Raw genomic sequence first — 12,115 nt, 5'->3', positions numbered from 1 at the left:
CTTCGCGGACTGAACGACGCAGTTCGCCTTGCTGATGTCGCGCACGGTGACGCTGAAACTTTGACCCGCCTCGTAGCCGATGGCGATCAGTCGCTGCGTCCGCCGTCTCGGAAGATCCGGTCCAGGTGGTGGTCCAGGACGGCGGCGGCGGCATCCGGGCTGCGCTGGCCGACGAGGACGCTGGTCCCGAGCCCCGCCGCCATGGCAAGCAGGCTGATCGCCTCCACACGTGCCTCGATACCGGGCCGCGTCAGACGCGCGTCCTGCGCCTGCTGGAGCAGTCCGGTCACAGTGTCCTCCGCGGCGTCGGGGCCCTTCATGTAGGGCTGAGCGGCAAGCGCGGCATCGGTCGCTGCCAGAACGGCGTACGAGGTGTAGACGAGGTGGAAGGCGCGGCTCTCTTCGTCGGCCGGCAACGACGCCAAGAGCATGGCCTCGATCATCGCGCGCGGCCCCGGGTTCTCCCCGGCGGCCCGGATCCGGGCGGCGACCCGCTCACCGAATCCGGCGGCCAGGTGTTGTAGTCCGTAGAGCAGCAACTTCTCCTTGGTCTCGAAGTAGTACTGCACCAGCCGCAGCGACACCCCTGCCTCCGCCGCCACATCGCGCATTCCCACCGCGTGCAGTCCGCGCCGTCCGGCGACCCGGACCAGCGCCTGGGCGATCTCGGTGCGCCGCTCCTCGTGGTCCACACGCTTCGGCATCAGCCGCGTCTCCGCTCGTCGATTCCTGGCTCCGGGCCCGCCAGGGGGCACCTTGATGATACAGCCGTACCACCAATGTGGTACGGTCGTACCACGAAAAGTGAACCGCTTCCGGAGGTGACTCACCGTGTCCGAGACCAGGACCGCGGCCCGCGCCGATGTCGGCCGCTACGTCAACGACGCCTTGCGCGACCGGTACTTCACGGCCTGCGACGCGGTCTACGCGATGGGCGCGCGCATCCGTGCGGAACTCGACGTGGAGACCAGCTTCGGGACGACCCACGTCTACCGGTACGGCCCCACCGACCCCGCGGCCGAGTCCCGCACCCCGGTCGTGCTGGTGCACGGTGCGGGCAGCTGCTCTGCCATGTGGTACCCGAACACCGCCGCGCTCAGCGCCGACCGGCCCGTCTACGCACTCGACACCCCCGGCGACCCGGGCCGCAGCGTCCAGCGCGAACCCCTCCACCAGCCCGAACGCGCCGCCCAGTGGCTGGACGAGGCACTCGCCGGCCTCGGCCTCGACCGCGTCCACCTCATCGGCTCCTCCTACGGCGGCTGGCTCGTACTGAACCAGGCGCACCGCAAGCCCGGCCGCCTCGCCTCCGTGACGCTGCTCGACCCCGGCGGACTGGAGAAGGTGGGCCTGCGCTTCTTCGTCTGGATCTTCGCCAGCCTCCTTGCGACCTTCGTACCCAAGGCGCTACGCCCGCGCCTGGCAGCCTGGCTGGAGCAGCCGGTCCTCGTCGTGCCCGAGCTGCGCACGATGATCAGGTCCGGCGTCCGCGCCTATCGCATACGGCGACCGGCCCCACTCCCCCTCGGCGCGGACGAGCTGCGCACCATCCACACCCCCCTGTTCCTCCTGCTCGGCAAGCGAAGCCTCCTCGTGCACCCGCAACGCCAGGCCGAGCGCGTCCCACGTCTGATACCGGGCGCCCGCGCCGAGATCGTCTCGAACACCGGCCACGGACCGCAGATCGACCACGCGGAGCAGATCAACAACCGGATGCTCACCTTCATAAACTCCGTCGACTGACCACCATCGACATGGACTCCGCCGACTGACCACCATCGCCGCCGATGGTTCGTGACGTGTCGTCGCGGTGCGACGTCGGTCCGGTGCGGATCGTATGGAGATCGGATCGTGGTCAGCTGAGCTGGAGTCATTGCTGGTGCGGGTGGGTGGACGGTTCTGCCGCGCGGAGCCGCGACGGCGGATGCGGGACTACGTGCGGGGCCTGCCGGGGCCGGTCGGCAGGAAGAACGGCTGGCAGCTCACGGAGTACGCAGGTCACGGGACACCGGACGGGCTGCAGCGGCTGTCGGCCTCGTGCCCCAAGCCCCCAAGCCCCCATGTCCCGAAATCAGTCGCTCCCAAGGTCGTTACCAGCAGCGTCCGCACAATGGTCGTCCGGGCATGACCTCAGCGTCGGCCGCGTGGGGCGGTTCGATGCCGGCCACTTGGCGTCGACGGCCTGTTCGAGACCCGCCCGGTACTCGTCGCCCGCGGGATGCCCCGGCGCCGACCGCCCCGGGACGGAACGCGACCGACAGGCGCAACAGACACCACGGACACCACAGGTCAGGTCAGGACACCTCCGCGAAGTCCGCCGGGCTCACCCGGCGCAGGCGGCGCCGCATCCCCTTCGGGAGCGACGGCGCCGGAACCGTGAGCACGGCACTCTCCGCCCGGTTCTGGATCCGCCGCCGCACCCGCCCCCGATGCCCCCCGGCACCGATGACCAGCAGATCGTCCGGGCCGTCCGCAAGGGCGAGCAGCGCACGGTCCGGCCGGTCCCGGACCACCTTGCGCTCGACGTCGAGTCCCGGCGGCGTACCGCCGAAGGCATCGTTGAAGGCGCGGTCGAGGCGGCCACGGGCCTGCTCCTTCCAGTAACTGGCCCAGATGCGCTCCGGATTGCGCAGATAGAGCACCTCGCCCTCCGGTGGCTCCCAGACATACACCGCGACAAGGCGCCGTCCACCGCTCCTGGCCTCGGCGGCGGCCGCACGCAGCGCCGCCAGGCTCGCCGGCGAGCCGTTCACTCCGACCACGACCCGCTTGTCGTCCCCGCTCACGCCGTCCCCGCTCATCATCGGTTCCTCCTGTCCCGCGTGCCCCGGCAGCCGCGGCGGTTCCGCGGCGTCCAGGCCACCTCGGCCGCCTGACTGCGAGTCTGTACAGTCATTGGCCTGAAGAGCAGGGCCAATCAAGGGAAGTTGGCATGGCTGACATTCACGTGGACCATTCCGTGGACAGGACGCTCGGCAGCCACCGTCTCGCCGGACTGCTCAGCGCCACGGCCGGCGACCGCCCCGGCTACCGCGCCCTCGCGCAGGGCGTACGCACCCTGCTGCTCGACGGACGCATCGCCCTGCACACCCGTCTGCCGGCCGAACGCGAGCTGGCCTCCGCACTCGGCGTCAGCCGGGCCACCGTGACGGCGGCGTACGACCTGCTGCGCGAGGGCGGCTATGCGCACAGCAGGCGCGGCTCCGGCACCTGGACCGTGCTGCCCGAGGGGCGGCGGCCGTCCAATGTGGCCGCCTTCACGCCCAAGGACGACCTCATCGATCTCGCCCTCGCCGCGCCCTTCGCGCCCCAGTCCGAGCTCGCCGAGGCGCTCGGCGCGGCAAGTGCCCAGCTGCCCCGTCTCGCGGCAACCGCCGGCTACCACCCCTACGGGCTCCCGGAGTTGAGGGCCGCAGTCGCGGACCGGTTCACCCGCCGCGGACTGCCGACGCTGCCCGACCAGATCCTGATCACCTCCGGTGCACAGCAGGCGGTCTCCCTCACGCTCGGGCTGCTCGGCCGCCCCGGCGACCGCGTCCTGGTCGAGAACCCCTCGTACGCCGTGGTCCTCGACGCCCTCCGCCGCTCCGGACTGCGCACCACTCCGGTGCCGGTGACCGAGGACGGCTGGGACAGCGATCTGGCCGAGTCCGCGCTGCGCCAGGCGGCGCCCCGACTCGCCTATCTGGTACCGGACTTCCACAATCCGACGGGCAACCTGATGCCGGCCGAGCAGCGCCTGCGCCTCCTCGACGCGGCCCGCCGCACCGGCACCTGGATGATCGTCGACGAAACCCTCACCGATATCGCGCTCGACGTCCCGGCGCCCGCCCCCTTCGCCGCACTCGCGACCCACCGCGCGGCCGAACAGCTGGTCACCGTGGGCTCGTTGAGCAAGACCCACTGGGGCGGTCTGCGCATCGGCTGGGCACGCGCGAGCTCCCAGCTGGTCACGGAACTGGCTACGCACCGGGTGCCGACGGACATCGCGACGTCCGCCCTCGACCAGCTGGTCGCGATCGGCCTGCTCGAACGCACCGATGCCGTACTGGCCCAACGACTGCCACGGCTGCGCGCCCAGCGCGACGCCCTCGCGGCCGCCCTGGCCGACCAACTACCCGACTGGCGCTGGCGGTTGCCGCCCGGCGGCCTCTCCCTCTGGGTCGACCTGGGGCGCCCGGTGGCGTCGGCGCTGGCCGCGGCCGCGCTCGACCACGGTGTACGGATCGAGGGCGGGGCGCGCTTCGGCGCGGACCCGGGAACGTTCGAGCACCGGCTCCGGATCCCGTACACCCTGCCCGAAGAGGTGTGCACGGAGGCGGTGCAGCGCATCGCGGCGGCCGTCGACGGCGAACTCGCGGTCCGGGTCGGCGACACGGACCGTACGCGCTGGGTGGCATGAGACCGGCATCGTCACAGACCGAGGCACCGAACATGACGGTCGGCTCGTCAGTCGATGGTGATCTCGCCCATCGCGCTCCAGCCGTCCGCTCCCTCGATGGTGGTGCTCACGATGTCGGGGGTGCGGCGCAGCAGGGGGCGCATGGTTTCGAGGCCGGCGCGGAAGTGGTCGGAGTTGACGTGCGCCTCGCCGGCGTCGTCCTTGAAGGCCTCGACGAGAACGTAGGTGTGGGGGTCCTCGATGCTGCGGGACCACTCGAACCACAGGTTGCCGGGTTCGGCGCGGGTGGCCCGGGTGAAGGATTCGACGTGGTTCGGCCACTCTTCGGCGTGCTCGGGCTTTACGGGAAACTTGACGACGATGAAGATCATTCGTCGATGATAGGCCACCCGGAAGATTTGCTGTGAAACGGGGCATTCCCTCGCTTCCTGGGCGTTGCTCGCGCCCGCCATCCGGGCGGGCAGCGCCTGTGCCGACCAGCTGGGCCCGGCGGAAAGACGCAAGCCACCGTGTTCGACATGCCCCCGGTGGGCCATCGCCCGGGATCGTTGGGGCAGGGCTTCGCAGTCGCGGGTCAGGCGGCGGTACAGGATCGCGTCGGCGATCTCCCGCAGATCGTGCACCCGGGCCGCTGTACCCGGCCCGGCCCTCCTGGCCCGGCACGCCGTGAAAACCGGCTCCATCAGAGCCCGTCGGGCATCGGACACATCACTGCGATACGGGCGCCGAGAACTCACAAGCCCCACGACGACGCACCCACACCACAGTCACCACCCGACCAAACACCCGCCACACAGATCACACGCCCTTTGGGCGTGTTCGAATAAATAGCCGCAGCACGTTCATTCAATCGGACACCGAACCGCACGAAAAGGTCATTGGTACCCGAGTTTTGAACAAGCTTCACTTGGGCCCGGCCACCCCATTGACGGAATGCCGGACAATATGACTTCATAAAGTGACGGGTTGACAGGCATAGCCGATTCCTGCACTCAGCCCCTGTAAGGAGGTCAAGATGAAACGATCGCGGCCACGCCGCCGCACGACGTTCCTGACCATTCTCACCCTGCTGCTCGGCACCCTTTCGATGCTGGGGACCGCCGCACCCGCCCACGCCGCGAGCACCTGCAACGGTTCGACGGTCAGCGGCAAGTTCACGCCGGGTATCGACGCCCTGGACATGGACAACCAGGCGTTCGAGGTCGCCGTCACCAGCGCCGTCTGCACCACCTCCAACCCGGACATCACCTCCGCCCGGATGGAGGGCCACGGATCAGGCCCCTTCAGCTGTACCACCGGCGAGATCAAAGGCAAGGGCACCATCTTCTGGAACGACGGTTCCAGCAATGGACTGAATTCCACTGTGGAATGGACCTTGACGAACGTGACGGGCGGGAACCTCATCCAAGGAACCGTAAAATCCGGTGAATTCAAGGGAGAGAAATTCCGCGTGGAGGCCGTAGGCGGAAGCAATCCGACCGAATGCACCAAGCCGAACGGCCTGAAGTCGTTCGCCGCCACGGGCTCCATGCAAACGACCCCAGCCTGACCCGGGTCGAACTCAGGAAAACAGGGAAATCCGGAGAACTCCGTTCCTGGGACCGGGAGCGCCCCCGTGATCACATCGGTGATCACGGGGGCGACGGAAGACGGTATGTTGCATGTGTTCCTCCTTTCTACGTAGTTGACTTCCCTTGCTCGTCGCGCAGTTCAAAGCTGTGGGAGCGTGCCTCGTCGAGGGCGGTGTGGGTTTATCGGGCAGTGGTACGTCAGTTGTCGAGGATTTGGGAGTCCTCCCACATCGCCGTCGGCCTGGACAACGGCCCGGCCCACAGGACCCGGCCCCAGGTGCGGTCCGCCGACCGTCGTCAATGACGGTCATGCACGGTCTTCCCTTTCCCGAACCGTGTCGGCGGGTCTCGCCATGGGATGCCAGTCCGCTGGCGGAAAGAGAATGCCGTTGATGACCGTGCGGTGACCCTTTCGACGCGCTGCCCCTGGACCCCGGCACACGCGCCCACAACCGATGCACAACGGGTGCACATTCGCGCGTGCACTCGCAAGAGACCGCAGGTACGAACGGGCAGCCCGACCGGGCTCCGAACGCCCTTGAGCAGGGTGTTTTCCCTGCTCAAGGGCGGAGTGGCGGACGAGTCGGCCTGTACGCCGGGTTCTGTCGCCCCCGGCCCTTGCGGGCCGGGGGGAGACGGCCATCCATCTAGGGCTGCCGTTGCCGACAGCCTCGTGCGGTCTACCCGCGGACTCGGGCGGGCCGCCCTCGGTCGTCCGCGCAGGGGCATCAGCCGATGCCCCCTCTTGACCTTGCTCCGGGTGGGGTTTACCGAGCCCTCCGAGTCACCTCGGAGGCTGGTGGTCTCTTACACCACCGTTTCACCCTTACCGGGCGCCTTGCGGCCCCGGCGGTCTGTTTTCTGTGGCACTGTCCCGCGGGTCACCCCGGGTGGGCGTTACCCACCACCCTGCCCTGTGGAGCCCGGACGTTCCTCGGGGAGACCAGAAGGATCTCCACGCGGCCGTCCGGCCGGCTCGTCCGCCGTGTGGACCATGCTACCCGTACGTACGAGGGGCGCGTGCTTGACCTTCGCGGGGCGCGTGCTTGACCTTGTCGCGACGTCAACGTTTCTCCTGGGCGGTATGAGGATCGGAGAGCTTGCGGCACTGGCCGGGGTCAGCACGCGGACCGTACGCCACTACCACCACCTCGGGCTGCTGCCCGAGCCGGAGCGGCGGCCCAACGGCTACCGGGAATACGGGCTGCGCGACGCGGTGGCGCTCGCGCGGGTGCGGCGGCTGACGGAGCTGGGGCTGGGGCTGGAGGAGGTCCGGGATGTGACCGCCGACGACGCCGGGCGGGAGCTGTGCGAGGTGCTGAGCGAACTGGACGCGGATCTGGCGCGGCAGGAGGAGGCGATCCGGGCGCGGCGGGCCCGGATCGCCACGCTGCTGCAGCGGGCGGTGGAGGACGGCGGGCTGCCCCCGGAGGGCCCGGTGTCGGAGGAACTGGCCGCGCTCTTCGGGGAGATGGCCAAGGTCTCGGCGCGGTTGCTCGGCCCGGAGCCCGCGATGGCCGTGAAGGAGCGGGAGGTCTTGGCGTTGATCGAGTCGGTGGCGGGCGCGCGCCGGAGGCCGAGGTGCGATGGGGGTGACTCCGGGCGGAGTCCGGGTGAGCCTCCACTCGGAGCGGTGGCGGGCGGCGAGCAGGCGCGGGGTCGGCTGTCGGCCCTGCTCAAGGAGTCGGCGGCGGCGCCGGGCGCGATGGACCGGATGTACGAGGTCTATGCGCTGCTCGATGAGCTGGCCCAGGCCGGGCCCGACGATCCACGGGTGGCCCGGGCCGCGCGCGCCATCAGCGACTGGCTGCCGGACTCGGTGGTCGCCGAGATCGGCGAAGGGGCGGGGGAAGCGGTGGCGAGGGAGGCGGCGGAAGGAGCGGACGGGTTCCTGAAGGCGTTCTTCGCGGACTTCGCGCCCGCGCAGGCGGCGGCCGTGCGCGAGGCGATGCGCCTGATCGCGGAGCGGACGCGATGAGCCGGGGTGAGACAGGCCGGCGCGGGAACAGCCAGAGCGCGACGAGCCAGCGCGGGACCAGCACGAGCGGGACGGGGCGGGGCGGGAAGCTGCGGCTGTTGGCCGCGTATGAGGCTCGGTGGATGGTGAGCCTGGGGCTGTGGGTGGCGCGGCGCAGGGACGGGGTGAGCGCGGACGCGCAAGCCCACGGCTACGCACGGGCGCAGGCCGCGCTGCTGTTCGGCTGGGGCTTCGTGTGCGTGGTCGAGACGGTGGGGGTGTCCGTCATGCTGGCCGACCTCCCGGTGGCGCACGCGATCATGCTCGTCCTGGACGTCTATACCGTGCTGATGGTGTTCGAGCTGCACGCCGCCGCCGTCACCCGGCCGCATGTCCTGGGCTCCGACGAACTGCGGCTGCGCAACGGCGCCCAGCTCGATCTGCGGATACCGCTGGAGCGGATCGCCTCGGTCCGCCACGACCTGCGCTTCGCAAGGGAGAAGCAGGGAGAGAAGAGGGCGAAGGGGGAGAAGGGGAAGCACGGGGAGGAGGGGGACGGGCTGCTGGAGATGGCGGTGGGCGGGCAGACCTCCGTCACCGTCGAACTGACCGAACCGGTCACGGCTGTACGGCTGTCGGGGCGGCGGACGGCGGTGCGTACGGTGCGGTTCCATGCCGATGACGCCCGGGGCGCGGTGGCGGCCCTGCGGGAGGCGGTGAAGCCGGCAAGCGCACCGGGAGCGGCCGCGGCTCCGGATGCCGTTGGGCAGGCGGGCGCCACGCCGGGTGAAGAAGGCAGGCGCCATGCCGGAGAGAACCAGGCGGGCTTCACACCGGAGTGAAACGGACCGCCGCCCGGCCCGGGTCCGCCGCCATGAGGCGGACCCGCAGGTAGTGCCCGAGCGGCAGCGGCGGACCCTGCGGGGTGGTCTCGATATGGCCGATCACGACCGGGTCGTAGAGCTGGACCGTGCCCCGGGTGGGGTCGTCCGCATCGAGGTCGACGACCAGGGCGTGGTCGAAGACCGTGCCGACCCGGTCGCGCAGCAGGGCCGCCTCCACCAGCTCGACGCAGGCCGCCTCGACCTCGTTGGCGCGCCGGGTGCCGGCCTCCATCTCGGCGGGGAGGCCGGGCAGCGCGGTGCGGACCCACTCGGGCGGCGCGGTGTCGGCCGAGGCGGCCAGGCACAGCTCGGAGCTGTAGCGATCGACCAGCCGCCGCAGCGGGGCGGTGGCATGCGCGTACGGGGCGGCTACGGCGGCGTGCCGCGCTTTGGAGGCGGCCGGTGCGGTGCCGTCGAAGACGGTGTAGCCGGCGCCGCGCAGCAGGGTGGTGCACTCCTGGAGGAAGGCGGCGTGACCGGGACGCCGCGGATCGAGGTCGCGGATGATCTTGTCGTATGAGGTGTGGTGCGGCCAGTCGACGCCGAGCGCGCGGGCGGTCAGCTTCAGCCGGGCGACCGAGCCGTCCCGGCCGGAGGGCAGCGTACGGAGGATGCCGGTGCCGGCGGCGAGCATCAGGTTGGCCGCGGCCATGCCGGTGAGCAGGGAGATCTGGGCGCTCCAGCCGTCGACGGGGAGCGGGGCGCGGTAGTCGGCGGTGTAGCGGCCGTCGTGCTCGGTGATCTCCTGCTCGGGGACGGTGAGGGAGACCGCGCCCCGGGCCGCCTCCAGTTCCTCACGGAGCCGGCCGATCTCGCCGAGCAGGACGAGCGGTTCCTCGGCCGTCTTGTCGTCGAGGACCCGCTGGACGCCCGTGTGGTCGAGCCGGGCGCGGGAGCGGACCAGGGCCCGGCGTACGGAGGTGCCGGCCAGGGCGCCGTACGCGTCGAGGTCGAGCTGCCAGAGCACGGCCGGGCGGTCCTGGTCGGGCAGCAGGGCGGCGGCGCCCTCGCTCAGCACCGGCGGATGCAGCGGTACCCGCTCGTCGGGGAAGTAGAGGGTGGTCACACGGTGGTGTGCCTCGGCGTCCAGGGCGCCGCCCGGTGTCACGAAGGAGGCGACATCGGCGATGGCGTAGTGCACGCGGAATCCGCCGCCGGCCCGCCGGGACAGGAACATCGCCTGGTCGAGGTCGAGCACGCCGGGTGGGTCGATGGTGAAGAGGGGAAGGTCGGTGGCGTCGTCCAGGGTGTGCTCGGTCGCCACCTCTCCGTCGCCGGCGGGGATCCGGGGGGCGCGGGCCGCGCTGTCCGCCTCGGCCTGCACGGAGGGCGGGAAGTGGTCCGGGATCTCCAGTTGTCCACGCAGCTCACGCAGGGCGGCGTGCAGCGGGGCCTCGGCTGCGTCGATCACATGCATATGGCGACGGGGCATGAAACCGAGCGTATGGCGGGCGGGCGCTCCCGGCGCGGTGTACGGCTCCGGGTTGATCAAGAAGGGTGCGCGGTCGACAGGAGTCCGACGACAACCCCTCGGCAAGCGGCGGGTGCTTGCAGCCCGCCGCAGGCCATACGCTTTTCCGGGGCCGCACCCCGCTCGTACCGCCGTGAAGGAGAACACCGTGCTCGTGCTGTTGCCGCCGTCCGAAGGGAAGGCCGCGGGAGAGGCCGGGGCGCCGCTGGACGCGGACTCGCTGTCGCTGCCGGGGCTGGCCGCCGCACGCGCGGCCGTCCTGGAGGAACTCGTCGAGCTGTGCGCGGCGGACGAGACCAAGGCGCAGGAGGTGCTGGGGCTCAGCGACGGCCTCAAGGGCGAGATCGCCAAGAACGCGGGGCTGCGCACCGCCGGTACGCGTCCGGCCGGGGAGATCTACACCGGGGTGCTCTACGACGCCCTCGGGCTCGCGTCCCTGGACGCGGCGGCGCGGCGACTGGCGGAGGAGTCGCTGCTGGTGTTCTCGGGGCTGTGGGGCGCCGTACGGATCGGCGACCGGATTCCGTCCTACCGCTGCTCGATGGGCGTGAAGCTGCCGGGGCTGGGTGCCCTGGGCGCGTACTGGCGCAAGCCGATGGCCGAGGTGATGCCCGAGACCGCCGCATCAGGAGAGGTGGCACGATGGGGGTCCCCCCGGACGAAGTCCGGGGGAGCCTCCGGCAGGGGCGGTGGTCGGGCGACGGGCGGGCTGGTGCTGGATCTGCGGTCGGCGGCGTATGCGACGGCGTGGAAGCCCGAGGGCGAGGTCGCGGGGCGTACGGCCACGGTGCGGGTGCTGCAGTCGAAGATCGTGGACGGTGTGGAGAAACGGTCCGTGGTCAGCCACTTCAACAAGGCGACCAAGGGCCGGCTGGTCCGGGATCTGCTGACCGCGGGGCTCTCACCGGCCGGTCCGGCGGAGCTGGTGGAGGCGCTGCGCGGGCTGGGTTACGTGGTGGAGGCGCAGGCCCCGGCGAAGGCCGGCAAGGCGTGGGCGCTCGATGTGATCGTGACGGAGTTGTAGGACCGCCGAGCATACGCATGCCCCTCGTCGCAGTCGTTGCAGTATGCACAACGGCCGTTGCGAAGAGTGGACGAATCGGCGCACCATGGAGCGCGTGACCAGCGCCGCCGCCTCCCCCTTCCCCTCCCTGCTCGGGCTCGCGCCCGTCATCCCGGTCGTCGTGCTGCACGACGCCGCGGATGCCGTGCCGCTCGCCCGTGCGCTCGTCGCGGGCGGGCTGCCCGCGATCGAGGTGACCCTGCGGACGCCGGCCGCGCTCGACGCGATCCGGGCGATCGCCGACGAGGTCCCGGACGCGGTCGTCGGCGCCGGCACCGTGCTCACCCCCGACCAGGTCGCCGCGGCCGGTGCGGCCGGCTCCCGGTTCCTGGTGAGCCCCGGCTGGTCGCCGCGGCTGCTGGGCGCGATGCGGGACTCCGGCGGGCCGTTCCTGCCGGGTGTCTCGACGGCCTCGGAGGTGGTGACACTGCTGGACGAGGGCCTCACCGAGATGAAGTTCTTCCCCGCCGAGGCGGCGGGCGGCGCCGCCTACCTGAAGTCCCTCGCGTCGCCCCTCCCCCGGGCCCGGTTCTGCCCGACCGGCGGCATCGGCCCGGCGTCCGCACCGTCGTATCTGGCGCTGCCGAACGTGCCCTGCGTCGGCGGTACATGGATGCTCCCGGCCGACGCGCTGGCCGCGAAGGACTGGGACCGCGTACGCCAACTCGCCCAGGAGGCAGCGAAGTCGGGGGCCTGACCGCAACGCGTGCCGTCGCAAGGCGTATCCCCGCAGCGCGTGTCCCCACAACCCGTAGCCCCGCCGCGCG

At 71.1% G+C, this 12,115-nt stretch carries 11 protein-coding genes, 1 other RNA gene and 2 pseudogenes; 8 read left to right on the top strand and 6 right to left on the bottom strand.

The window, feature by feature from the left end:
* Nucleotides 1–86: 86 nt before the first annotated feature.
* Nucleotides 87–704, bottom strand: coding sequence for a TetR/AcrR family transcriptional regulator (locus K9S39_RS31450; protein ID WP_248866721.1), 618 nt, complete (start codon nt 702–704; stop codon nt 87–89).
* A 127-nt stretch (nt 705–831) separates the two neighbouring features.
* Between K9S39_RS31450 and K9S39_RS31445 the strand changes: the two genes are divergently transcribed.
* Both K9S39_RS31445 and K9S39_RS43390 read left to right on the top strand, forming a co-directional pair.
* The gene (locus tag K9S39_RS31445; protein WP_248866720.1) at nt 832–1,743 is read left to right on the top strand and encodes an alpha/beta fold hydrolase; all 912 of its coding nucleotides are present in this window, start codon (nt 832–834) and stop codon (nt 1,741–1,743) included.
* 94 nt (nt 1,744–1,837) lie between these two features.
* A pseudogene (locus tag K9S39_RS43390) lies at nt 1,838–2,029 on the top strand (IS701 family transposase); the annotation flags it as partial.
* 265 nt (nt 2,030–2,294) lie between these two features.
* On the opposite strand, the gene K9S39_RS31435 reads toward K9S39_RS43390, so the two are convergent.
* The gene (locus tag K9S39_RS31435; RefSeq protein WP_248866719.1) at nt 2,295–2,804 is read right to left on the bottom strand and encodes a universal stress protein; all 510 of its coding nucleotides are present in this window, start codon (nt 2,802–2,804) and stop codon (nt 2,295–2,297) included.
* 128 nt (nt 2,805–2,932) lie between these two features.
* On the opposite strand from K9S39_RS31435, the gene yczR reads away from it, so the two are divergent.
* On the top strand, nt 2,933–4,402 hold the full coding sequence (gene yczR, locus K9S39_RS31430; RefSeq protein ID WP_248866718.1) for a MocR-like transcription factor YczR: 1,470 nt from the start codon (nt 2,933–2,935) through the stop codon (nt 4,400–4,402).
* Between the two features lie 47 nt (nt 4,403–4,449).
* On the opposite strand, the gene K9S39_RS31425 is transcribed toward yczR, so the two are convergent.
* Nucleotides 4,450–4,773 carry a putative quinol monooxygenase gene (locus K9S39_RS31425; RefSeq protein ID WP_248869039.1) on the bottom strand — a complete coding sequence of 108 codons (324 nt, stop codon included), beginning with the start codon at nt 4,771–4,773 and terminating at the stop codon, nt 4,450–4,452.
* A 644-nt stretch (nt 4,774–5,417) separates the two neighbouring features.
* On the opposite strand from K9S39_RS31425, the gene K9S39_RS31420 reads away from it, so the two are divergent.
* Nucleotides 5,418–5,951 (top strand): hypothetical protein, encoded by a 534-nt coding sequence (locus K9S39_RS31420; RefSeq protein ID WP_248866717.1) that lies wholly within the window; start codon nt 5,418–5,420, stop codon nt 5,949–5,951.
* A 322-nt stretch (nt 5,952–6,273) separates the two neighbouring features.
* On the opposite strand, the pseudogene K9S39_RS43130 reads toward K9S39_RS31420, so the two are convergent.
* Together K9S39_RS43130 and rnpB are read right to left on the bottom strand one after the other, a co-directional pair.
* A pseudogene (locus tag K9S39_RS43130) lies at nt 6,274–6,436 on the bottom strand (transposase); the annotation flags it as partial.
* Between the two features lie 112 nt (nt 6,437–6,548).
* An RNA gene (gene rnpB / locus K9S39_RS31410) (RNase P RNA component class A) lies at nt 6,549–6,952 on the bottom strand.
* Between the two features lie 105 nt (nt 6,953–7,057).
* Here rnpB and K9S39_RS31405 point away from each other — a divergent pair.
* Together K9S39_RS31405 and K9S39_RS31400 are read left to right on the top strand one after the other, a co-directional pair.
* Nucleotides 7,058–7,951, top strand: coding sequence for a MerR family transcriptional regulator (locus tag K9S39_RS31405; protein ID WP_248866716.1), 894 nt, complete (start codon nt 7,058–7,060; stop codon nt 7,949–7,951).
* A gap of 122 nt (nt 7,952–8,073) precedes the next feature.
* On the top strand, nt 8,074–8,772 hold the full coding sequence (locus K9S39_RS31400; protein WP_248866715.1) for a hypothetical protein: 699 nt from the start codon (nt 8,074–8,076) through the stop codon (nt 8,770–8,772).
* Here the strand turns inward: K9S39_RS31400 and K9S39_RS31395 are convergent.
* Entirely contained in the window at nt 8,759–10,246 is a 1,488-nt protein-coding gene (locus K9S39_RS31395; protein ID WP_248866714.1) for an RNB domain-containing ribonuclease, read from the bottom strand. The two genes, K9S39_RS31400 and K9S39_RS31395, sit on opposite strands and share 14 nt — an antisense overlap.
* A 187-nt stretch (nt 10,247–10,433) precedes the next feature.
* Here K9S39_RS31395 and K9S39_RS31390 point away from each other — a divergent pair, with 187 nt between their 5' ends.
* Both K9S39_RS31390 and K9S39_RS31385 read left to right on the top strand, forming a co-directional pair.
* Complete coding sequence (locus tag K9S39_RS31390) at nt 10,434–11,309, top strand: YaaA family protein (RefSeq protein WP_248866713.1); 876 nt, start codon at nt 10,434–10,436, stop codon at nt 11,307–11,309.
* An 85-nt stretch (nt 11,310–11,394) separates the two neighbouring features.
* A complete protein-coding gene (locus K9S39_RS31385; RefSeq protein ID WP_248866712.1) occupies nt 11,395–12,045 on the top strand; it encodes a bifunctional 4-hydroxy-2-oxoglutarate aldolase/2-dehydro-3-deoxy-phosphogluconate aldolase in 651 nt (216 codons plus the stop codon).
* Nucleotides 12,046–12,115 lie beyond the last annotated feature (70 nt).

This window comes from Streptomyces halobius, from assembly GCF_023277745.1.
GTDB classification, from domain to species: Bacteria; Actinomycetota; Actinomycetes; order Streptomycetales; family Streptomycetaceae; genus Streptomyces; species Streptomyces halobius.
This window is presented reverse-complemented; position numbering and strand designations above follow the sequence as displayed.